A 20336-nucleotide genomic window follows, 5' to 3' on the forward strand; every position below is an offset into this window, starting at 1 on the left:
TCACAACTTCTTTACCTGCACCGCCATGATGGCTTAAGGACAGTCCATCGCCGGGGGAGACGGGCGATCGCAATGCGGCGCCGGGCGCGCCATCCCATGCCTTATCTCGTTCCGTCGCTTTCCCCCGCGGCCTTTCTATCCGTTTCAGGACCATCCCATGGAAATCTTTACAGCCGCCGGTTTCACGGCATTCTTACAGGTCATTGCGATCGATCTCGTTCTGGCGGGCGACAATGCCATCGTCATCGGCCTTGCCGCTGCGGGGCTTCCCGCCCATCTTCGCCGCAAGGCAATCCTGGTGGGCATCATCGCCGCCACCGTTCTGCGCATCGCCTTTGCCGCCGTCACCGTGCAGCTTCTCGCCATTGTCGGCCTGCAATTGTTCGGCGGCCTGCTGCTCGCCTGGGTATGCTGGAAGATGTGGTCCGAACTGCGCGAAGCCGCCGGCTCCATCGAAGACGAGGTGACCGACGAAGAAGCCGACCTGACCAAAGGCCACAAGACCTTCTTTCAGGCCGCAACCCAGATCGTCATCGCCGATGTCTCCATGTCGCTGGACAACGTTCTGGCTGTTGCCGGCGCCGCACAGGAACATGTGACGGTACTGGTGATCGGCCTCATCGTCTCGATCGCTCTCATGGGGCTTGCCGCCAACTTCGTCGCCAAGCTGCTGCACCGCTATCGCTGGATTTCCTATCTCGGCCTGATTGTCATCATCTATGTGGCACTCAACATGCTCTATCACGGCGTGATCGAAGTCTTGCCCTATATCAAGGCCTATCTGGGCTGAGCCGCCCCGCAGCAACGCCATTTGAAAGGCCCGGAAACGTAAAAGTTTCCGGGCCTTTTTTACGAGCTGACGAGCACGGCGAACTTCTTCAAAAAACCATTTCGACCAACCGGCAGGCACACCTCAAGAATCATCAGGTTCAACCGCTGCAACATCCGGGCAAGGCAGGGAAATCGTAATTTCTCGCCTATGGATTCTGGCAATTGAGGTCAGCCACAAGCAAGCCTAGGGAGCTAGTAATAAGTCATAATAATAAAAAGAAAGGTAAAGCTGCCAATGGCTTATGACTGGAGCGGCGGTCGTACCCGCCGCCTTCGAAGGATGAAACTCGGCGTTGTCGCAAGCTCCCTCATCCTTCTCGCGCTGCTGGCGTCGCTCGTTCTCGTCTGAACGCGCCGCAAGCGCAGACCAACACTGACCGGCGGCATGGCAAGGTTTCATAACCGCCCTGCCGCCGCTCCTTTAAGGGCAGCCGTCGGCGATCAGGACTTCTTCTTTTCCACGCAATGAACCGGCTTCTTCATCTCGGGATCGGCCATCAGATCGTATAGATCGGCCTCATCACCCTTCGACCACCAGACATGGACGCCGCCCTGATATCTAGCCCCTGAGCCTGAAATGACATTTGCGGCAACGATGACGCCATCCTTCAGTCCCAGCCGCACGAGGCTGATGTCGCCGGCATTGAAATAGACTGCCTCCACCGTGTCGGCGGCGCATTGATAGACAGTCTCGACCTTCTCGATCGTCGTGTCCTTCGGAAGCGGAATCATCAGATCATCCGCTAGGGCGGCGGAAGCGACCGGCGACGACAAGATTGCAAGACACGTGACGGCGATGGATTTTTTCATGATGACCCTTTCCTGATCCGGTCGAAACATAAGGTCACGACAGCAAAGCCAAAATTGGGCGGACCATTCCTGGCCTTTTGGAATTTGCGGCAACATGAATGACGGGAGACATACCGCAGCTTATCGACGACGCCCGTCAGTTCGTGCCGGAAGACACCCCCGGTGCCCTTATCGATACATCCAATAAGCGACACCAAGAATCACCGCCCACATCATCAATGATATGGCCAGCACCGCGAGATAGTTTCGAAATCGTCTGGTCATCCGCCCACATTGCCGGTCGGCCGTCACGGGACAGCTCTCACCGTTGAATTGCTGGATGCGGGTCGAACCGCAGGATCAACTCTTTCTACCAAGATACTGAATCACGGACTATTCACAGATTTTACCCGCCCGAAAACGGGGTTGCCCAAGGGCCCGGATGTCCCTCCCCGCCACGCCTGACCATTGGGGGCATTGCCCCACCTCTGTCCCGTCTGGCGATGGACGGCGCGTGAACACAACCCCGCCATTGCCGGCAGGGTTTGCAAAAGAGATAAAGGCGCACAACTCCGGAGGAAGTTCAAACACGCCCTCCCCGGCTGAAACGGTATCCCGCCTGCCGATATGATTTTGGAATCAGTCTGATGGTCGGGCGACGGCAGTCCGCCGCCGCCCTGCCCCATATCAGCTCTTCAGCGCCGTGTTACACAGGCTCCAGTAGCCGCCGCCCTTCTGGATCCACTTCAGATCGCCGAGCGTGCCGTCATCCTTGTTCTTGTGATAGGAGTCGACACAGGTCTTCAGGCGAGCCTTGCCGGGCGTCTCGCTTGAATATTTCTTATCGACAGCACTCGGGAAAGCGACGCCCTTCGGGGCCTTTGTCGTCGCTTTTGCGGGTTCCTTGTCTGTGGTGGCCGCGACCTGCTTATCGTCAGCCGCATCCTCGGCCGCCGCCTCACTGCCGCAGAACTTGGCGCGATAGTCGTTCCACTTGACGTCCTTGGCCGACCCGTCGGCTTTCGCCGCCTGATATTTCACGCTGCACTCCTTCATGGTGAGTGCGGCTGCGGGGGAGACGAACGCTGCCGATGCCAGCAGCGCAAAGGATGAGAGAATGACAACCCTGTTAAACATTGAAGACTCCCGTTTGCATGATTGCCGGCCGACTATCCGACCGGATTTTCCGCTTGTCAACGAGCAGTGCGGGAAGGACGCAAAGTCGAATTGACGGGAAATGAAACCTGCTCACGCGACACGGCATCGTCCTGGTGAAGACGGCGTCATGCCGCCTCACATTTTGCGCGTGGACGCGTAATGACCAACAGCCCAGGAAGCAGCCGGTCCAATCCCGCCGCTCCACCTTTCCGCCAATCTCGAAGAATCACGTATTCGTGTGACGTCAACCCTCTCACGGAACGAATTTCCTAAATTTTCGTTAGCATCCCGAACGAATAACGAGGATTTATCGATGTTGAGGATGCCGAAGACTATCTCCGCACTCGCTCTTGGCGTCGCATTATCTGGCGCTTCCGTCATACCAGCCCATGCGCTGAGCCTCATACAGCCGGCGTATGAACCGCCGGAACAGGCGCAGAATTCGAACCAGCACAGCTACCCCGCATCCGCCTTCGCCGCGGGAAAGGGTGAGGAAGCCACCTCCAATGGTTACGCCCTGTCGCAGGCGGAGATAAACCATGTCAAATGGTGTGCGGCGCGATACACGTCCTACCATCCGACCGACAACAGCTATATGGCCCCTGCAGGGACACGCACGCAGTGTCTTTCCCCCTATTGATCCGACTTAGAGAACAGCGATTTTAAATGGTGGGTGGCACCCAACACGTTTGCGGCAAACGCATATCTGTCTGATCACTCGTCTTCCGGTATGAAGCCGCCGATCTGGCGCTTCCAGAGCCGCGCAAACAGCCCGTCCCGCTCGACCAGTTCCTCCGGCCGCCCCTCTTCGACGATTCGGCCGTGATCCAGCACGATGATCCGATCCATTCTCGCGATGGTCGACAGGCGGTGCGCGATCGCGATCACCGTTTTGCCTTCCATCACCAGGTTGAGCTTTTCCTGAATGGCGGCTTCGGATTCGCTATCCAGCGCAGATGTCGCTTCGTCGAGGATCAGAATGGGTGCATCTTTCAAAAGCACGCGGGCAATGGCGACCCGCTGGCGCTGTCCGCCGGAAAGCTTGATGCCGCGGTCCCCGACAAACGCCTGATATCCCTTGCGCCCCTCGCTATCAGCGAGGTCGGCGATAAAACCATCCGCCTTCGCAACTTTCGCCACCTGCTCGATATCCTCGAGCGTCGCCTCCGGTCGGCCGTAGCGGATATTGTCGCCGACGGAACGATGCAGCAACGCAACGTCCTGCGCAATCACCCCGATATTGCGGCGCAGGCTCGTCTGTGAGACATCGCGGAGATCCTGACCGTCGATGCGAATGGCACCATCCTGAATGTCGTAAAACCGCAGGAGCAGATTGACCAGCGTCGTTTTTCCCGCGCCGGAAAGGCCCACGAGCCCGACCTTCTCTCCCCCGCGCACCGTCAGCGACAGGTCGTCAATCACCGGCTTTCCAGCCTTGTAGGCAAAGCGGATATGGTCGAAATTTATATCCCCGCTCGAAACACTCAGTTCCGCCGCGCCTGCCCTGTCAATAATGGTCGGCGGCGTCGTCATGACAGGCATGGCATCCTTGATCGTGCCGATCGCCTGGAATATCTGCTGGCCCATTTGCAGGAAGGTGAATGTGTGACCCGACAGCCGCTGCAATATATAGACGGCGCCGACAAATTCTCCGACCGTGATGAAGCCCTTCACCAGACCGGAAAAACCCACCGACAGGATTGCCAGCCATAACGCCATGTTGAGCGCCACGACAACCAGTTCGGACGCGCGGTAGACACGCTGCTCCCTGTGCTGCGTCTGCACCGCCTTGTTCAGGATACGGCGGATTGCGCCCGCCTCGCTGTCTTCAGCGGCAAATTGCTTGATCATCTGCATATTGCTGTAGAGATCGGTGATCGCACCCGAGACAAGGCTCTTCTGTTTGGCCGAACGACGCGACCGCTCCGTGAAGACGGGAGCCAGTTTAACGGCGAGCCCCACATTCAGCACGATCCAGATGAACACCGGCAGCGCCAGCTGCCAGGACAAGGCGGCAAGGAGCGCAAGAGAGCCGACCATCTGCAGCAGGAAGCGCGGTCCAGTCTGGAAGGCATTGATGATCTGCTGCTGAACCGCCGACGAGACCTGCGAAAGACGCGAGGCGACCTGCCCGGCATAAAGCTCATGGAAAAATGCGAGATCCTGCCGCTCCACGGCCTTGTGGCCCTGCCACTGGATGGCCGCCGGCATCGCAATGCCCAGTGTGTGCGAATTGAGGGTATTGAGAAGAAACGACGCTATCGGCATGGCAGGGAAGATCAACAGTCCGAGGACCGCGAGCAGCCGCCATTCATGACGCAGGAAAACCTCCGCGCCATGCGCCGTCACGCCATCGACGATGACGGACAATCCCCAGATGATGGAGAGATTGATGGCTTCCACCGCCATGGACGACAAGGCGAGAGCAATGAGGACGCCACGAAACATCGAAATGAAATGCAGCAGCACCGCCACGGGGCCTTTCGACGGCAACGGGCGGAAGGGAATCTCGAGTGGCCGTATCAATGTCTCGAAAGGGCGAAAAATCGTATCTGAAATCGACATGGGCCTCTCGGATCACAGCTTGGTATCGACGGGGAGGAATCAGTTACGCGCCCGGCATGGAACCATGACCGGCCTTTGACCTCAATTGCAAAGAATGGCGGACGCCGCCTTCGCGGCAAAGCGCTCAAACATGGTGTCGAATCTACAGATGACGCCATGACGGCCTGGTGGCCGAGATTCCGATGCAGATTATCGGCAGGCTCGACAGGCAAGATGATTGCGGGCGAACACCGTTTCGCTTCTGCACAGGCGAGGCAAAACGCTGTGAAATCCGCGCTTAATCGACGTCATTGATTTTATGGGGAGAATAGCTGGAGCGGGTAGCGGGAATCGAACCCGCGTATTCAGCTTGGAAGGCTGCTGCTCTACCATTGAGCTATACCCGCGGTGGTGATTTCGATCCGTGCAGAATGGTGGAGGGAGTTGGATTTGAACCAACGTAGGCGTAGCCAACGGATTTACAGTCCGTCCCCTTTAACCACTCGGGCATCCCTCCAGCGTTCTGCTAGGATCGAGCTACCAAGCTCTTTAAGATTTCGCTGCGGCGAAGCGCCGTTGCGTCGTCTGTGGCGCGTATATGACGGCCTCGTTCGTTTCTGTCAACACGCCCTTTCACGAATTTTCGGGAAAAAATTCAAACATCTTTACAGCCCTGTGGATTATCGCGGGGGCTGGTGCGCGCCTCTTTGCGGAGATATAAGGCGCCATGAGCAAAGACGATCCCAACAACAAATCCACCCGCGATACGCACTACGCCACCCTGCGCCGCGCCGTACGCGACGCCAAGCGCGAAAGGGGCGAAATCCCCACTCCGCCGCAGCAGAGGCGCAGGAACCGCGATGCGGACGACTGGAAGCCGCCGCAGCTTGCACCGGATCAGGTGCATCTTTACGGCCTGCATACCGTGCGCGCCGCTCTCGCCAATCCCGAACGGCAGATCGTCAAGCTCTCCGTCACCCAGAATGCCCTTGCGCGTCTGGATATCGGTGAGGCGGACGCCCAGCCCTTCCCGGTCGAGATGGTTTCCCCGCAGGATATCGACAAGGTGCTCGGCCCCGAGGCGATCCATCAGGGCGTGATGCTGGAAACGAAGCCACTGCCGGTCAAGAGGCTAGGCGCGCTGAAGGACAGCCCGCTCGTCCTCGTGCTCGATCAGGTCACCGATCCACACAATGTCGGCGCCATCATGCGCTCGGCGGTTGCCTTCAACGCCGGTGCCGTCATCACCACAATGCGCCATAGTCCGACCGAGTCAGGCGTATTGGCAAAATCCGCCTCCGGCGCGCTGGAACTCATTCCCTATATCCAGGTCACCAATCTGGCCGATGCTCTGGGCGAGCTGCACAAGCTCGGCTTCTTTTCGGTTGGGCTGGATTCGGAAGGTCCCGCCCCCATCGAACAGACCTTCAGCGGCGCAAAAGTCGCGCTGGTGCTGGGAGCCGAAGGCAAGGGCCTGCGCCAGAAGACTCGCGAAACGGTCTCGGCGCTCGCCCGTCTCGATATGCCCGGCGAGATCAAATCGCTTAACGTGTCGAATGCGGCGGCCATCGCCCTTTACGCAACGCAGCAATTTCTGGGCAAAGCGTCGTCCTGACGCTTTCCCTTCCTTGCGAAATCCCAAAGCGCAACGCATGCTGCGCTTTTTCGCAAGGAGCAAATTTCAACATGACCGAGCAGACCATCAAACCGACCGGCGAGCTGACGCTCAGGACACTTGCCATGCCGGCCGACGCCAATCCCGCCGGTGATATTTTCGGCGGCTGGGTCATGTCGCAGATGGACTTGGCGAGCGGCATCCGCGCAGCGGAACGCTCGCGCTGTCGCGTGGTCACGGCGGCGGTCAAGGAAATGGCTTTCGAACTGCCGGTGAAGATCGGCGATACTTTGTCCATCTATACCGATATTGCCCGCGTCGGCCGCACCTCCATCACATTGACGGTTGAGGCCTGGGCACAGCGCTCGCGTTTCGACAAGCTGGAAAAGGTCACCGCTGGCACCTTCATCATGGTGGCGATGGACGAAAACGGGCAGCCGACGCCCATTCCCCCGGCGGAGTAGGCACGATGGAGGCCGCCGTCAACGCCGCGGAAGCCTATTCGCACATCCGTGCCGTCATGGGCATGGTGGTCGGCCTCAGCCTCGCCCGCCTGCTGACCGGCCTTGCCGGTTTCGTGCAACATCCAAAGAAGGAACGCATCTATCCGCTGCATCTCGGCTGGGTGGCGTTCCTGTTTCTGATGCTGGTGCATTTCTGGTGGTGGGAGCACCGGCTTTCCGCCACCGGCCACGTGCTGGGCTTCGGCGCCTTCCTGTTCCTTATCCTGTTCTGCTCGCTGTTTTATTTCCTCTGCGTGCTGCTGTTTCCCACCGACATGAAGGAATATAAAGGATATGAGGATTACTTCTTTTCCCGCAAAAGCTGGTTCTTCGGTTTTCTGGCAGCGCTTTTCGTCACCGATGTCGGTGACACGCTGCTGAAGGGACAGGACTACCTCGCCACGCTCGGCCCGGAATATCTCATCCGTACAACCATTTACGTCGTTCTTTTCACGTCCGCCGCCTTCATCGGCAACCGCCGCTTCCACCGGTTCCTGGTGGTCTTCGCGCTGATCTATCAGATCGCCTGGATTTTCCGCACCTACGACCTGTTGGCCTGAAGACCGCAACGCCCTGATGCCGTCATTGTGTCGCGGTGACATTTAGCCGCGACTATGGCATTCCGGCCGTATGGGACATATTCGCAGGATCATGCAGGACAGAAGCTCGGCGGGCGCCATCGCCACGCTGGCCGTCCTGCTTTTCCTCCTGCAGGGTCTCGCCAATGGCCTGACCAGCGGCAACATGGCCATGGCCGCGCTTGCGACGGATGAGGTCATCTGTTCCAGCCACATGCCGGAAGGGCCCGCAAAGCAGGACCCGGCAGGCAAAATTGCCGCCGACTGCTGCGGAACGCTGTGCCGGCTGGCATCGGCCACCATAGCCACCCTTCCGGTTACGCCTGTCGAACGCGCAGACAGGGTCGTTACGACGGACGAAGTTGCCTTTTTGAACTTCGACGCGGCATTGCCGCCCTCGCCGCCGAACCTGGAATCACGCCCACGCGCACCGCCCACCCCTCCGCAAAACTGAAACAATCCCGGCCTGCCGGAAATCACTCTTCTTGCGGAGACATCCATGTCCGTTACGACCTCTTTTGAGGGCGAGCGCGCGCCTGCGCATTCCTCGTCCATCAATCTTTACCGCGCCGTGTGGCGCTGGCATTTCTATGCCGGTCTCTTCGTCCTGCCCTTCATGATATCGCTCGCCGTCACCGGCGCCCTTTATCTCTTCCGGGACGAATTCGATAACCTCATCCATTCGGATTTGAAGCGGATAGAGATGGTGCAAGACGCACCGAAAGCGCTTCCTTCCGAAATTGTTGCCGCTGCACTTGCTGCGGTTCCCGGCACCGCCGTCAAATATACGACCCCGGCCGATCCGGGTGCCTCGACGGAAATCACCGTCAATACGACGGATGGCAAGCGCGCCGTCTACGTCAATCCCCATACGGCTGAGGTTGCCGGCTCCCTGCCGGATCGCGGCACCGTCATGTGGACGATCCGCTATCTCCACAGCCTGAAATATTTCGGCACCTATGCCCGCTATCTGATCGAGATCGCCGCCGGCTGGTCGATCCTTCTCGTCGCCACCGGCATCTATCTCTGGTGGCCGCGAAAACAGACGGGCGGTGTCGTCACGGTGCGCGGCACGCCGAAAAAGCGGGTCTTCTGGCGCGATACCCATGCCGTCACCGGCATCTTCGTCGGCTTTTTCATCGTCTTCCTCGCCGTCACCGGCATGCCATGGTCGGGCGTGTGGGGCGCAAAGGTCAATGAATGGGCGAATGGCAGCAATTTCGGATATCCGGCCGGCGTGCGCACCGATGTTCCGATGTCCGGTGACCATCTCGATCACGTGGCCAAAACAAGCTGGTCGCTGGAGCAGGCAAAAATCCCCGAATCCATTGCGTCCACCATCGGCCAACCGATCGGGATCGATGCAGCCATTGCGCGTTTCGACGGCTTGGGCCTCGCTGCCGGTTACGCCGTCTCCCTTCCCATCAAATCGTCCGGTGTCTATAGCGGCTCCGCCTATCCTGACGATCTGACGAAGCAACGCGTCGTCCACCTCGACCAATATAGCGGTGAGCCGCTGATCGATATGAGCTACGCCGATTACGGCCCGCTCGGCAAGGCGCTGGAATGGGGCATCAACGTGCATCTGGGCCAGCAATATGGCCTCGCCAATCAGATCGTCCTCGTGATGGCCTGCATCGGCATCGTGCTGCTTGCCATGTCAGCCGGCATCATGTGGTGGAAACGCCGCCCGAAAGGCTCGCTCGGTGTACCACCTTTGCCGCAGGAAAAACGTGCGCTGCGCGGCCTCATCGCCCTGCTCGCCATTGGCGGCCTCATGTTCCCGCTGGTGGGCGCAAGCCTGCTGGTGATGCTGGCGCTGGATCTGATAGTACAGTCTCGCCAGAGAAGGCGTGCCGTTTAAAACGGCGTGCTCTAAAATGGAAACAGCCGGGCGAAAATCCCGGCTGTCACCCTCGATATCAAGGAAAGCCCGACTTAGAACATCGTATTGTTGTTCGCCGCCGTTTCCGGCACCGGCTGGATCACGTCCCAATGTTCGGTGATCTTGCCATCGGTGACACGGAAGATATCGACGATAGCCCTGCCGCGATCGCTTTCATTTTCCGTCGAATGGATGTGCAGATAGACCAGATCGCCATCCGTGGCGCTGCGAACGATACGCGCTTTCGACTGCGGATTCTCCTTGAAGAAGCCGGTGAAGTAGTTGACGAACGGCGCCTTGCCGTCCGGCACCATCGGGTTATGCTGCTTGTAGCTGTCGACGAGGACGGCGGCGCCTTTGTCTACCTCATGCTTGTTGAAGACCGTGTCATAAAACTCGATCACCAGTTTGCGGTTGGCTTCTTCCTGCGCGAAATCCCGTGTTGCGGTTTGCGCAAGTACAGGCGCGGCCGCCAAAGCGGGCACGAGGGCGAAAGCGGCGATGGCAAGACGGCGTGTTACGAAATTCATGGATGATACCTCTCAATAACCGACGGTGAAACGCTGGCGGGAATGCTGCGGCTTCTCGATTTCATCGACAAGCGCGATCGCATAGTCTTCGAAGGAAATACGGCTGCCCTCATCATTGCTGAGCAGGCTGTCCTTGCCGATGCGGAATTTTCCGGTTCTTTCCCCCGGCACGAATTCGGCTGAAGGCGACAGGAAGGTCCAGTCGAGCTGTTTTTCCTGTTTCAGCAGATCAAGAAACTCCGCGCCCTTGGTAGCCTCAGCCTTGTAGGCGGCCGGGAAATCCGGCAGGTCGACCACGCGCTGGCCGGGCGCGATTTCAAGGCTGCCGGCACCGCCGACCACGAGATAACGCTGAACGCCGGAAGCGCGCACGGCCTCGATGAGCTTCAAGGGATCGCTGGCAGTGAAGTGCACCGAGCTTATCACGGCATCGTGACCCTTCAGCAGCTCCGAAAGCGCTGCCTGATCGAAAACATCGCCCTTCTTGGCCACCACATTCGGCAGGCTGGCGATCTTTTCAGGAGCGCGGGCAATCGCCGTTACCTGATGCCCCCGGTCGGAAAGTTCCTTCAAAATGCGGGAGCCGGCATTGCCGGAAGCGCCGACGAGCGCGATTTTAGCCATGGCTTCTGTCCTTTCGTCACTATCGTTATAGGTCTAAATAATAGACCGCGAAAGAGAGCTATGATATCGCAACCATAGCCGCAAGAAGTCAGCGGCGGCTGATCTGGTCACATGGCGATGACCTTGATGGGTGAAAAAGGGCAAGGGGTAAGAACAGTGACGGATACGCAAACAAAGGAAATCTTCACCTTCGAGCAACCCTGCCCGATCCGGGACGTACTGGATCGCATCGGCGATCAATGGAGCCTTTTGGTTCTGGAAGCGCTACAGGGCGGCGTGCTTCGCTTCAACGAACTGAACCGCAGGATCGACGATATTTCCAAGCAGATGCTGTCGCGCACGCTGAAGCGGCTGGAAGAGGATGGCTTCATCCGCCGCACGCTTTATGCCGAGGTGCCGCCGCGCGTGGAATATGAACTGACCAATCTCGGCCGTTCGTTTCTGGTGCCGATGCAATTGCTGGTGCAATGGGCGGACGAGAACCATGTCCGCATCTGCAAGGCCCGCCTGCAATATTCCGAAAACGACAATCGCGGCTGACCGTAAGCAGGCCGCGTCTATCCCAGCCGATAAACCTTGCAGACCAGCCCTTCCGGCTGACGATAGGTCGTGAAGCCCATGGCCTCATAATAATGCTGCCCGAGCATGTTGTCCGCGCCGATGCTGGCATCGATATTCTGAAGGCCCCGCGCCTCCGCCGCCTTGCGCGTTGCCGCAAAGAGGGCGGATCCCACGCCTCTTCGCGCCGCCTGCGGGCTGACATGGGTGCCGATGATGCCCCAGCCTTCCGCCACGCCATAGGGATTGTCCTCCCGCGCATAACGCAGTGACTGGAAGCCCAGAATACGTCCGTCATCGTCCTCGGCAACCGAGCATTCGATACGGTCGGCGTGCTGGATGTAATTCTCCAGCACCGCCGTGATATCCGTCGGTGCTTTTCTGAGGCCGGCCGAGAATATCTCGTTCTGCACCGCCGCCATTCCCATTGCATCGTCAACTTGTGCAGGCCGTATTTTCATCGGTACATCACCTCATATCCGCTGCGACTGGTTCCGGACCGGCAGAGCGCCAGCCTCTCCCGTCGGTCTTCAGGACCGGAAAATGAAGGATGCACCGAAAGCGATCAGCGCAAAACCGATCACATGATTGATGGTGATGCTTTCCTTCAGCCAGAAGATCGAAAACAGCGCGAAGACCGCAAGCGTGATGACCTCTTGAATGGTCTTGAGCTGCGCGGTGGAATAGACCTCCGAACCGATGCGGTTCGCGGGAACGGCAAGCACATATTCGAAGAAGGCGATGCCCCAGCTGGCGACAATCGCCAGGAAGAGCGCGCTGCCCTTGTGCTTCAGGTGGCCGTACCAGGCGAAGGTCATGAAAACATTGGAGGCGATAAGCATCAGGACAGGCCAGATATGGGCAGGGCTGATTGAAAACGGCATGATGGGTCCTGGAAAAAAGGGAAGGATGTCAGGAAATGCGGCAGGAGGAGGCAGTCAGAAGGGAACCCTCATTCTGCCCGTATGGATTTGCTCTAGCGCATCCGCCTGAAAACCGGAATCGATTTTCTACGGATTTGAGCAAAGCTGTTTTCAGCCGCTACGCAACGCATCCGGCCGAATTTTGTTCCACACGCTTCGTTTCCTTTTTGTACTCATTTTTTCACCGCATCCCCTTCCCTTTATGCGTGACTCCCTCCATATTTCGCGCATGGCCAGATCACCGAAAAAGTCCACCTCCTCGCCCTCAGGCTTCGAGGAAGCTCCGCAATCGTCATTCGAAGGTGCGCCGCTCAGCGGCAGCGTCGCCGATTGGGTGAAGCAGCTTGAGGCGGAAGCCGAGGCGGGTTCGGTGGAAACCCAGCGCGAAATCGCCTCGAAAGCGGGCAAGCACCGCAAGAAGATCGAGATCGAGGCCCGCAAGGAAGCGGAAAAGGCAGCCTCCAGGACGGCGAAGAACACCACCGCGTCCAAAACTGCGCGCGGCGTATCCATCGGCGCGTCGAGCGATCCGAAAACCCGCGCCGCCGCCGGCCTCAACCCGGTGGCAGGCATGGATGTGTCGCTGGAAGAAGCCGCCAATCTCGCCCCGGGCGCCGTCACCGCCACGGTGGATGCGCTGTCGAAGCTAATCGAGAGCGGCAATCCGCTGTTCAAGGACGGCAAGCTATGGACGCCGCACCGCCCGGCCCGGCCGCCGAAATCAGAAGGCGGCGTCGCGATCCGCATGGCTTCGGACTACCTGCCCGCCGGTGACCAGCCGACCGCCATTGCCGACCTTGTTGAAGGCATCGATTCCGGTGAGCGCAGCCAGGTGCTGCTCGGCGTCACGGGATCGGGCAAGACTTTCACCATGGCCAAGGTCATTGAAGCGACGCAGCGCCCGGCCGTCATCCTTGCCCCCAACAAGACGCTGGCCGCGCAGCTCTATTCGGAGTTCAAGAACTTCTTCCCCGACAATGCGGTGGAATATTTCGTCTCCTACTACGATTATTACCAGCCGGAAGCCTATGTGCCGCGCTCCGACACCTTCATCGAGAAGGAATCTTCGATCAACGAACAGATCGACCGGATGCGCCACTCCGCTACCCGCTCGCTGCTGGAACGCGATGACTGCATCATCGTCGCCTCGGTCTCCTGCATCTACGGTATCGGTTCGGTCGAGACCTATACGGCGATGACCTTCCAGATGCAGGTGGGCGACCGGCTGGACCAGCGCCAGCTTCTGGCCGACCTCGTGGCCCAGCAATACAAACGCCGCGACATGGATTTCCAGCGCGGTTCTTTCCGTGTGCGCGGCGATACCATCGAAATCTTCCCGGCCCACCTTGAGGACGCCGCCTGGCGCATCTCGATGTTCGGCGACGAGATTGATTCCATCACCGAATTCGACCCGCTGACCGGCCAGAAGACCGGCGACCTGCAATCCGTCAAGATTTACGCCAATTCGCACTATGTCACGCCGCGTCCGACGCTGAACGGCGCGATCAAGTCGATCAAGGAAGAGCTGAAGGGCCGCCTCGCCGAGCTGGAAAAGGCCGGCCGCCTTCTCGAAGCCCAGCGGCTGGAGCAGCGCACCCGCTACGACATCGAGATGCTGGAAGCGACCGGCTCCTGCGCCGGCATCGAGAACTATTCGCGTTACCTTACCGGCCGTAATCCCGGTGAACCGCCGCCGACCCTGTTCGAATATATCCCTGATAACGCCCTCCTCTTCATCGACGAAAGCCACGTTTCCGTCAGCCAGATCGGCGGCATGTATCGCGGCGACTTCAGGCGCAAGGCGACGCTGGCCGAATATGGCTTCCGCCTGCCCTCCTGCATGGACAACCGGCCGCTGCGCTTCGAGGAATGGGATGCGATGCGCCCGCTCACCGTGGCGGTGTCCGCCACCCCCGGCTCATGGGAGATGGAACAGGCCGGCGGCGTCTTTGCCGAGCAGGTCATCCGCCCGACCGGCCTCATCGATCCGCCGGTGGAAGTGCGCTCGGCCCGCAGCCAGGTCGACGACGTTCTCGGCGAAATCCGTGAGACCGCCGCCAAGGGCTATCGCACGCTCTGCACCGTGCTGACCAAACGCATGGCCGAGGACCTGACCGAATATCTGCACGAACAGGGTGTTCGCGTCCGTTACATGCACTCTGACATCGACACGCTGGAGCGTATCGAAATCATCCGCGACCTGCGCCTTGGCGCTTTCGACGTGCTTGTCGGTATCAACCTGCTGCGCGAAGGCCTCGACATTCCCGAATGCGGTTTCGTGGCCATCCTCGACGCCGACAAGGAAGGCTTCCTGCGCTCGGAAACATCACTGATCCAGACCATCGGCCGCGCCGCGCGTAACGTCGACGGCAAGGTCATCCTTTATGCCGACAATATCACCGGCTCGATGAAGCGGGCGATGGAAGAAACCTCCCGCCGCCGCGAAAAGCAGATGGCCTATAACGCCGAACACGGTATCACGCCGGAATCGGTCAAGGCGAAGATCTCCGATATTCTTGATTCAGTTTATGAGCGCGATCACGTAAGGGCCGATATTTCTGGCACTTCCGGCAAGGGCTTCGCCGATGGCGGCCATCTGGTCGGCAACAATCTGCAGGCCCATCTCAACGCGCTGGAAAAATCCATGCGCGATGCCGCCGCCGACCTCGATTTCGAAAAGGCCGCCCGCCTGCGCGACGAAATCAAGCGCCTCAAGGCCGCCGAATTGGCCACCATGGACGACCCCATGGCCAAGGAAGAAGCCCGCGCTGTTGAAGGCGGCGGAAAAAACAACAGACGCAGCCGCTTGCCGATCTCATCCCCAGAGGGGGGCGAGCCACACGCCGCAACCTCCCTCTTCGCCAAACCCGCACTGGACGAGATGGGTCCGGGCTCGGACGCTGGAAAGCCGCTGTTCCGCAGAAACTCGCTGGACGAAATGACAGTCGGCAGAACCGAAAAACCGGTGCGCGGCACCGTTCCCGACAAACCGGAAACCGAGCCCGGCAAACGTTTCTCACCGCTGCTGGAAGGCCAGCCGGAGCGTACGACGGACGATCCAAGACCGCTTGTACGGGGCAAGATCGGCGCTGGTTCCTACGAGGATGCCGGTGAGCAGAAGCGCAAAAGCCGGACGAAGGGAAAGACCGGCCGTCCCGGCCGCTGATGCGCAACGACCAATCAGGCGGGGGCGATAAATTTGCCCCCGCTTCAGCGTTGTGCCTGGCAGAACAGCTTCCGATCATGTCCGGAGCGCTTCCAATATAGGTTCGCGGCCGCTTTACGTCCGGAAATGCGTAAAAAAGACAAAGCACGTCCGGCGAATCCGTTTAACCGGATACGTTCTAACCTTCACAACGGCTGACCCGCGTCGCAATCTGTGCCGCCCCAAACACCTTCACCAGATCCGCATCGAGGGACATCGGGATGTAGTCCTCATTTTCCGCAGGCCTGATATAAGTCGAGAAATAGATCGGCCCACTTGGCAGAGTGCCGGCGACGCAGACCCGCAATATCTCTATCTCCGTGCTGCCGCGGATGCGCGGCCCCTCAATGCGCGAGCGGCGCACTTTCTCCTGTAATGCGGTGAGCCTTGCAATATCCTCAGGCTTTATTCTCCACACGCTGGTGCCCCATCCGGCCCGGTGTTTTACGTTGAACCGTGCGCGGTCAGCCTCAGCCATGTTTTCTTCGATCAGCCCAAATGTTTCGACAGTCTTGTCCTTCACCCCATCGGTGGTGCTACGGATGATCATAACCGCATCGCCGGCGCGTAATGAAAGGAAGGTGGGAAGCTGCAAGCCCACCCGGACATGCTCGAAATTCATCGTCAGAAAATCGAGCCGCATCAGCTTGGGAATACTGGAAATCGGCGTGGTCATGCAGCCGGAGAGGAAAACGAGCAAAATAAGCAATGGTTTGAAACGCGATAATGTCAATGTCATCATGAAACCCTGGAGACTGTGGCGCGATATGAACGGCTGCCGCATCCAGGTTTCCGAAGCTGAAGCCATTAGACCGCCCGCAAACTTGCAAGGAGAGCATTACCGCAACATTATGCCCAGACCACGCGGTTCCCGCGAATGTTGATTATCTTCTGGAAATGGCGGCAGGGAGAACGGCATGCATCAAAAAAATCTGGCGGCCTTCTGCCTTTTGCTTTCCTGGGGACCAGCCTTCTCCGGCCAGATCGAGGATGCCACCTTCCACAGCGCCGCCCTCAACGCGCCGCTTCCCGTCAACATCTACCGCCCGGACGGCACGCCGCCCGAAAACGGCTGGCCGGTGCTTTATCTCCTGCATGGCCATGATGGCGATCAGAACAGTTGGCGTGATCTCGGCAATATCGAAAAGACGCTCGACACGCTCATCGAAGCAGGCGCCATCCGCCCGCTGGTGGTCGTCATGCCCGGTGTCGAAAACAGCTGGTACGTCGATTCCGCCGCCATCGGTGGTCCCGGCGACTATGAAACGGCCCTGACCGGCGATCTGCGCCACCAGATCGAAAAAAACCTGCCGGTGCGCAAGGATCGTGAAGGCCGCGCCATTGCCGGCCTCTCCATGGGCGGTTTCGGCGCGTTGCATCTCGCCTATGGTCACGAAGACCTCTATGGCGCCGTCGCCAGCCTGTCTGGCGCAATCTGGCAGAACGTGCCCGCCTCCGATCTCGACAAGACGCCCGCCGAACTGAAGCTCATTCAGGACAGCGCCTTCTTCCACCGCATCGACCCCACCACCGTCACCAGCGGCATCGTGTTGCCTTCCACCGGCGATCATTTTTCCGGCGCCTTCGGCACGCCTTTCGATGCAAGGCTCTTTAATGAAAAGAACGTCTTCACCCTCGTCGCGCAGCATGTCGCCGAAAGCGAGGGTCTTCCCGCCACCTATCTGACCGTCGGCGACGATGACGGCTTCTTCCTCTGGCGCGGCGCCATCGCCCTGCATGAGACGCTACAGGCCGACAAGCGCAAATCCGAACTGCGGGTGACCGATGGCGATCACGTCTGGTCTGTGTGGAAGGTTTCGATCATCGACGCGCTGAAATTTATCGATAGCGAATGGGACAAGGCAGCGGATGTCGCGCAAGATTGAGGAACCCGCCTGTCTTCTTACTGCCGGATCAGCCTGATCATTTCCCAGCCCGCTTTTTTCCGGTTTTCACCGACGCGTTCAACGCCACGGCAGCCCGGATCAACGTTATCAGCGCTTCCTCATCCACCACATCCCCTTCGTGAAAATCGATTGCCCGCCGCATATTGCCCTCAAGGCTCGAATTGAACAGACCCGTCGGGTCAGCGAGTGAAGCACCCTTGGCGAAGGTCATCTTCACGGCGTTCCTGTAGGTTTCACCGGTGCACAGAATGCCCGCATGCGACCAGACTGGTACACCGCGCCATTTCACCTCCTCGATCACCTCCGGATCGGCCTTTTTGATCAGCGCTCGGACATGCGCGAGCGTATCGCCGCGCCAGTCGCCTAGTTCCGCAATTTTCCGATCGATGAAGGCCGATGGTGCTATATCCCCCGTATCTTTCTCCGCTGTCGTTTTGGCCATGACACTCTCCCGATTTCACTGCGCCGCGGCTGCCGGCCCGCCTCGCGACTGTTTCGTCTTTCAGCATAGACCAAATTTTCATGTCCTCCCACGCGGAACCAAATTCCCGCTTCACCGTTTCCTCCCCGAACGCAACGTTCAGCATACAAAGGGAAGAAACATCATGAAAATCAAGGTCATCGCGCTCGCTGCCGCGGCAGTGCTCTCTTCTTCTGTGGCTTTTGCCCAGACGGCCACCACCGCCCCCGCTGCCGGCGCGGATGCCGCTTTGTCCGGCCCGGGCATCACCATGGGCACCAAGGCCAACGGCCCGCTGAAGTTCGTTAATGTCCAGAAGACCGACCTCACCGCCTCCCAGCTCGACGGTCTCGACATCTACAATGCCCAGAACGAAAACATCGGCGAAATCGAAGATGTCGTCATCGGCGACGGCAAGTCGGTGATCGGCCTTGTGGCCAGCGTCGGCGGTTTCCTCGGCATAGACAAGAGCTACGTGGTGCTCGACCCGGCCTCCGTCGCGGTTCACAACGACAACGGCACCTGGAAGGCCTATGTCGACACAACCAAGGAAGCGCTGCAAAATGCGCCGAAGCTCGACTACGACAAGCTGGACGACTGATTACCCCTGCAGTCGCAAGCTTGCCCCCGCGATCCGTCATCGCGGGGGTTTTTCATGCGGTAAATTCCGGCCAGGCATCTGGCAATCCCATCGCACAGACCCTTGCCTGACAGCCCGCCTCTCGCCTATCTTCGGCTCGCAAATCACCAAGGATCCATGCGTGCCCGCCAAGACCATCTCCGCCCTCGCCACCAGCACCGTCATGATGTTGCTAAGCGCCGTTCCGTTGTCTGCGCAATCCACCGGCTGGAAACCCGCGGAGCAGATAAAAACATATGCCATCAGCGGTAATACCGGCGGTGCACTATACCAGTCGATCGGCGAACGCGGCCCGACCGCCGGGGTGCAGGCGATCGCCCACACGACCTTCAAGCTAACCTGGCGGCGGGATTATCGTCCGCAGCCAGATGGCGCCTGTGTTCTGGCCACAGCAAGGCCCAATCTCACCATTATCTACACCTGGCCGAAAGCACCGGCGCAATTACCATCCGCCGTTGCCGCCAGCTGGAGAACCTTCATTTCCGGCGTCGAAACCCATGAACGCGTCCATGGCGAACATATCCTCGACATGGTGCAAAAAATCGAGGCCTTCAGCACTGGCCTCCGGGCAGAAAACGATCCGAAATGCCAGAAGGTGCGCGTCGTTCTGCAGCAACGGCTGGGCGAGCTTTCCAACGAGCAGCGCCAGCGCGGCCGTGACTTCGACCGCGACGAGCTTTCCCCCGGCGGGCGGGTGCACAAGCTCATTCTCGCACTGGTCAACGGTCCCTGAAGAGCGATTATTCCGCCGCCTCGCCTTTCAGCAGCGGCTCGGAAAGCACCATGGTCTCCAGCTCATAGGAATAGCCCTCAAGCATCGTATAGGCCTGTTCGATTGCCTCGATCTGGGCTTCCGCATTGCGGATGGCTTCGGCGATCGACTGGCTGCGGGCGCGCAGCATGGAACTCAGCACATCGGTCTCCGGCTTGCGGCCGAGACGATCCATATGTTTGCGAACCCGCGTGCGGTGCCGTTCAAGTTCCAGAATATGGAAGCGGCTTTTGAGAATATCGTCGGTCAGCTTGCGGCGCATGGCGGCCACGGGATCAAAGCTTCCGGGCTCGCGCTCATCCAGAATGAACTCGTTGACCAGCGTTTCAAGCATCAGCAGGCCCTTCAAGTCCTTGGCATCGGCAAGCTGCGGGTCGTAACCTGTGTCATCGAACACCTTGCGGCGCACCGGATCCTTCAAAAGCTCGTAGGCCGTTTGCAGGCGGGCGAATTGATCCGCGTCGCCACCGCTGTCGGGATGGGCTGCCTTGGCAACCTTGCGATAAGCCGACTTGACCGCCGCCTCGTCGGCATCGCGCTCCACGCCAAGCAAAACATAGGGATCGATCACAAAAACACCTTCAAACGCAAACTGTTACCCGCATGCCTGATACCACCGTCACAAGACCTGCGGGCGGATCATAGGCCAAATCCACCCCGCGCGGCACCCCGCACCGGCGGTTAAACCGGCAAAGCCCACATAAAAGCCTCATGACGCGCCGCAGGACGACCGGCGGAAAAGCCCTTGATGCTGAAATTTGTCGGACCCAAGGCGACTATAATGACAGGCGGGACAAAATTGTGGAAAGCGGCA

Annotated in this window: 22 protein-coding genes and 2 tRNA genes; 12 read left to right on the forward strand and 12 right to left on the reverse strand. The window is 59.2% G+C overall.

The annotated features are described in order from the left end of the window. Window positions 1-157: 157 nt before the first annotated feature. Window positions 158-790: a TerC family protein gene (locus CFBP6623_RS08795; RefSeq protein WP_046798154.1), complete on the forward strand. Its 633-nt coding sequence runs from the start codon at window positions 158-160 to the stop codon at window positions 788-790. 482 nt (window positions 791-1272) lie between these two features. Here CFBP6623_RS08795 and CFBP6623_RS08805 read toward each other — a convergent pair whose 3' ends face one another. Beyond that, complete coding sequence (locus tag CFBP6623_RS08805; protein ID WP_046798437.1) at window positions 1273-1641, reverse strand: MliC family protein; 369 nt, start codon at window positions 1639-1641, stop codon at window positions 1273-1275. Between the two features lie 666 nt (window positions 1642-2307). Beyond that, a complete protein-coding gene (locus tag CFBP6623_RS08815) occupies window positions 2308-2757 on the reverse strand; it encodes a hypothetical protein (protein ID WP_046798153.1) in 450 nt (149 codons plus the stop codon). A 334-nt stretch (window positions 2758-3091) separates the two neighbouring features. Between CFBP6623_RS08815 and CFBP6623_RS08820 the strand changes: the two genes are divergently transcribed. Continuing rightward, window positions 3092-3418 (forward strand): BA14K family protein, encoded by a 327-nt coding sequence (locus CFBP6623_RS08820; protein WP_046798152.1) that lies wholly within the window; start codon window positions 3092-3094, stop codon window positions 3416-3418. A gap of 74 nt (window positions 3419-3492) precedes the next feature. Here CFBP6623_RS08820 and CFBP6623_RS08825 read toward each other — a convergent pair whose 3' ends face one another. The 3 genes from CFBP6623_RS08825 to CFBP6623_RS08835 all read right to left on the reverse strand — a co-directional run bounded on the left by CFBP6623_RS08825 (window position 3493) and on the right by CFBP6623_RS08835 (window position 5839). After that, window positions 3493-5343 carry an ABC transporter ATP-binding protein gene (locus tag CFBP6623_RS08825; protein ID WP_046798151.1) on the reverse strand — a complete coding sequence of 617 codons (1851 nt, stop codon included), beginning with the start codon at window positions 5341-5343 and terminating at the stop codon, window positions 3493-3495. Window positions 5344-5655: 312 nt separating this feature from the next. Next, window positions 5656-5729 (reverse strand) — tRNA-Gly (locus CFBP6623_RS08830). A 25-nt stretch (window positions 5730-5754) separates the two neighbouring features. Then, window positions 5755-5839: transfer RNA gene (locus CFBP6623_RS08835), tRNA-Tyr, on the reverse strand. 210 nt (window positions 5840-6049) lie between these two features. Between CFBP6623_RS08835 and rlmB the strand changes: the two genes are divergently transcribed. The 5 genes from rlmB (at window position 6050) to CFBP6623_RS08860 (ending at window position 9882) form a co-directional block, all read left to right on the forward strand. Then, on the forward strand, window positions 6050-6937 hold the full coding sequence (gene rlmB, locus CFBP6623_RS08840) for a 23S rRNA (guanosine(2251)-2'-O)-methyltransferase RlmB (RefSeq protein ID WP_046798150.1): 888 nt from the start codon (window positions 6050-6052) through the stop codon (window positions 6935-6937). Window positions 6938-7008: 71 nt separating this feature from the next. After that, window positions 7009-7401 carry an acyl-CoA thioesterase gene (locus CFBP6623_RS08845; protein ID WP_046798149.1) on the forward strand — a complete coding sequence of 131 codons (393 nt, stop codon included), beginning with the start codon at window positions 7009-7011 and terminating at the stop codon, window positions 7399-7401. A 5-nt stretch (window positions 7402-7406) separates the two neighbouring features. Next, window positions 7407-8000, forward strand: coding sequence for a hypothetical protein (locus CFBP6623_RS08850; RefSeq protein ID WP_046798148.1), 594 nt, complete (start codon window positions 7407-7409; stop codon window positions 7998-8000). 70 nt (window positions 8001-8070) lie between these two features. After that, the gene (locus CFBP6623_RS08855; RefSeq protein ID WP_046798147.1) at window positions 8071-8472 is read left to right on the forward strand and encodes a DUF2946 family protein; all 402 of its coding nucleotides are present in this window, start codon (window positions 8071-8073) and stop codon (window positions 8470-8472) included. A gap of 45 nt (window positions 8473-8517) precedes the next feature. Continuing rightward, window positions 8518-9882 carry a PepSY-associated TM helix domain-containing protein gene (locus tag CFBP6623_RS08860; RefSeq protein ID WP_046798146.1) on the forward strand — a complete coding sequence of 455 codons (1365 nt, stop codon included), beginning with the start codon at window positions 8518-8520 and terminating at the stop codon, window positions 9880-9882. A 74-nt stretch (window positions 9883-9956) separates the two neighbouring features. On the opposite strand, the gene CFBP6623_RS08865 is transcribed toward CFBP6623_RS08860, so the two are convergent. Next, window positions 9957-10433, reverse strand: a complete 477-nt coding sequence (locus tag CFBP6623_RS08865) for a nuclear transport factor 2 family protein (protein ID WP_046798145.1) — start codon at window positions 10431-10433, stop codon at window positions 9957-9959. A 12-nt stretch (window positions 10434-10445) separates the two neighbouring features. Next, window positions 10446-11057 carry an NAD(P)-dependent oxidoreductase gene (locus CFBP6623_RS08870; protein WP_046798144.1) on the reverse strand — a complete coding sequence of 204 codons (612 nt, stop codon included), beginning with the start codon at window positions 11055-11057 and terminating at the stop codon, window positions 10446-10448. 156 nt (window positions 11058-11213) lie between these two features. Between CFBP6623_RS08870 and CFBP6623_RS08875 the strand changes: the two genes are divergently transcribed. Beyond that, on the forward strand, window positions 11214-11597 hold the full coding sequence (locus tag CFBP6623_RS08875) for a winged helix-turn-helix transcriptional regulator (protein ID WP_046798143.1): 384 nt from the start codon (window positions 11214-11216) through the stop codon (window positions 11595-11597). A 17-nt stretch (window positions 11598-11614) separates the two neighbouring features. On the opposite strand, the gene CFBP6623_RS08880 is transcribed toward CFBP6623_RS08875, so the two are convergent. Beyond that, entirely contained in the window at window positions 11615-12037 is a 423-nt protein-coding gene (locus CFBP6623_RS08880) for a GNAT family N-acetyltransferase (protein ID WP_080841996.1), read from the reverse strand. Window positions 12038-12145: 108 nt separating this feature from the next. Continuing rightward, window positions 12146-12499, reverse strand: coding sequence for a DMT family protein (locus tag CFBP6623_RS08885; protein WP_003507620.1), 354 nt, complete (start codon window positions 12497-12499; stop codon window positions 12146-12148). Between the two features lie 268 nt (window positions 12500-12767). On the opposite strand from CFBP6623_RS08885, the gene uvrB reads away from it, so the two are divergent. After that, window positions 12768-15704, forward strand: coding sequence for an excinuclease ABC subunit UvrB (gene uvrB, locus CFBP6623_RS08890; RefSeq protein ID WP_080842557.1), 2937 nt, complete (start codon window positions 12768-12770; stop codon window positions 15702-15704). 178 nt (window positions 15705-15882) lie between these two features. Here uvrB and CFBP6623_RS08895 read toward each other — a convergent pair whose 3' ends face one another. Then, the gene (locus CFBP6623_RS08895) at window positions 15883-16527 is read right to left on the reverse strand and encodes a hypothetical protein (RefSeq protein WP_233282610.1); all 645 of its coding nucleotides are present in this window, start codon (window positions 16525-16527) and stop codon (window positions 15883-15885) included. 133 nt (window positions 16528-16660) lie between these two features. Here CFBP6623_RS08895 and CFBP6623_RS08900 point away from each other — a divergent pair, with 133 nt between their 5' ends. Further along, on the forward strand, window positions 16661-17629 hold the full coding sequence (locus CFBP6623_RS08900; protein WP_046798141.1) for an alpha/beta hydrolase: 969 nt from the start codon (window positions 16661-16663) through the stop codon (window positions 17627-17629). A gap of 37 nt (window positions 17630-17666) precedes the next feature. On the opposite strand, the gene CFBP6623_RS08905 is transcribed toward CFBP6623_RS08900, so the two are convergent. After that, window positions 17667-18092 (reverse strand): DUF1801 domain-containing protein, encoded by a 426-nt coding sequence (locus CFBP6623_RS08905; protein ID WP_046798140.1) that lies wholly within the window; start codon window positions 18090-18092, stop codon window positions 17667-17669. Between the two features lie 163 nt (window positions 18093-18255). Between CFBP6623_RS08905 and CFBP6623_RS08910 the strand changes: the two genes are divergently transcribed. Together CFBP6623_RS08910 and CFBP6623_RS08915 are read left to right on the forward strand one after the other, a co-directional pair. Further along, complete coding sequence (locus CFBP6623_RS08910) at window positions 18256-18711, forward strand: PRC-barrel domain-containing protein (protein ID WP_046798139.1); 456 nt, start codon at window positions 18256-18258, stop codon at window positions 18709-18711. Between the two features lie 202 nt (window positions 18712-18913). Continuing rightward, on the forward strand, window positions 18914-19483 hold the full coding sequence (locus CFBP6623_RS08915) for a DUF922 domain-containing Zn-dependent protease (protein WP_405048850.1): 570 nt from the start codon (window positions 18914-18916) through the stop codon (window positions 19481-19483). A 7-nt stretch (window positions 19484-19490) separates the two neighbouring features. On the opposite strand, the gene CFBP6623_RS08920 is transcribed toward CFBP6623_RS08915, so the two are convergent. Then, complete coding sequence (locus CFBP6623_RS08920) at window positions 19491-20093, reverse strand: J domain-containing protein (RefSeq protein ID WP_046798137.1); 603 nt, start codon at window positions 20091-20093, stop codon at window positions 19491-19493. Window positions 20094-20336: the final 243 nt, after the last annotated feature.

It is taken from the genome of Agrobacterium tumefaciens, assembly GCF_005221385.1.
Lineage (GTDB): Bacteria > Pseudomonadota > Alphaproteobacteria > Rhizobiales > Rhizobiaceae > Agrobacterium > Agrobacterium tomkonis.

Bases quoted from the DNA above. Each gene is read 5' to 3' on its own strand.
- CFBP6623_RS08795 (WP_046798154.1), top strand. From the start codon at position 158: ATGGAAATCTTTACAGCCGCCGGTTTCACGGCATTCTTACAGGTCATT.
- CFBP6623_RS08805 (WP_046798437.1), bottom strand. From the start codon at position 1,641: ATGAAAAAATCCATCGCCGTCACGTGTCTTGCAATCTTGTCGTCGCCG.
- CFBP6623_RS08815 (WP_046798153.1), bottom strand. From the start codon at position 2,757: ATGTTTAACAGGGTTGTCATTCTCTCATCCTTTGCGCTGCTGGCATCG.
- CFBP6623_RS08820 (WP_046798152.1), top strand. From the start codon at position 3,092: ATGTTGAGGATGCCGAAGACTATCTCCGCACTCGCTCTTGGCGTCGCA.
- CFBP6623_RS08825 (WP_046798151.1), bottom strand. From the start codon at position 5,343: ATGTCGATTTCAGATACGATTTTTCGCCCTTTCGAGACATTGATACGG.
- rlmB (WP_046798150.1), top strand. From the start codon at position 6,050: ATGAGCAAAGACGATCCCAACAACAAATCCACCCGCGATACGCACTAC.
- CFBP6623_RS08845 (WP_046798149.1), top strand. From the start codon at position 7,009: ATGACCGAGCAGACCATCAAACCGACCGGCGAGCTGACGCTCAGGACA.
- CFBP6623_RS08850 (WP_046798148.1), top strand. From the start codon at position 7,407: ATGGAGGCCGCCGTCAACGCCGCGGAAGCCTATTCGCACATCCGTGCC.
- CFBP6623_RS08855 (WP_046798147.1), top strand. From the start codon at position 8,071: ATGGGACATATTCGCAGGATCATGCAGGACAGAAGCTCGGCGGGCGCC.
- CFBP6623_RS08860 (WP_046798146.1), top strand. From the start codon at position 8,518: ATGTCCGTTACGACCTCTTTTGAGGGCGAGCGCGCGCCTGCGCATTCC.
- CFBP6623_RS08865 (WP_046798145.1), bottom strand. From the start codon at position 10,433: ATGAATTTCGTAACACGCCGTCTTGCCATCGCCGCTTTCGCCCTCGTG.
- CFBP6623_RS08870 (WP_046798144.1), bottom strand. From the start codon at position 11,057: ATGGCTAAAATCGCGCTCGTCGGCGCTTCCGGCAATGCCGGCTCCCGC.
- CFBP6623_RS08880 (WP_080841996.1), bottom strand. From the start codon at position 12,037: ATGGCGGCGGTGCAGAACGAGATATTCTCGGCCGGCCTCAGAAAAGCA.
- CFBP6623_RS08885 (WP_003507620.1), bottom strand. From the start codon at position 12,499: ATGCCGTTTTCAATCAGCCCTGCCCATATCTGGCCTGTCCTGATGCTT.
- uvrB (WP_080842557.1), top strand. From the start codon at position 12,768: ATGGCCAGATCACCGAAAAAGTCCACCTCCTCGCCCTCAGGCTTCGAG.
- CFBP6623_RS08895 (WP_233282610.1), bottom strand. From the start codon at position 16,527: ATGCGGCAGCCGTTCATATCGCGCCACAGTCTCCAGGGTTTCATGATG.
- CFBP6623_RS08900 (WP_046798141.1), top strand. From the start codon at position 16,661: ATGCATCAAAAAAATCTGGCGGCCTTCTGCCTTTTGCTTTCCTGGGGA.
- CFBP6623_RS08905 (WP_046798140.1), bottom strand. From the start codon at position 18,092: ATGGCCAAAACGACAGCGGAGAAAGATACGGGGGATATAGCACCATCG.
- CFBP6623_RS08910 (WP_046798139.1), top strand. From the start codon at position 18,256: ATGAAAATCAAGGTCATCGCGCTCGCTGCCGCGGCAGTGCTCTCTTCT.
- CFBP6623_RS08915 (WP_405048850.1), top strand. From the start codon at position 18,914: ATGATGTTGCTAAGCGCCGTTCCGTTGTCTGCGCAATCCACCGGCTGG.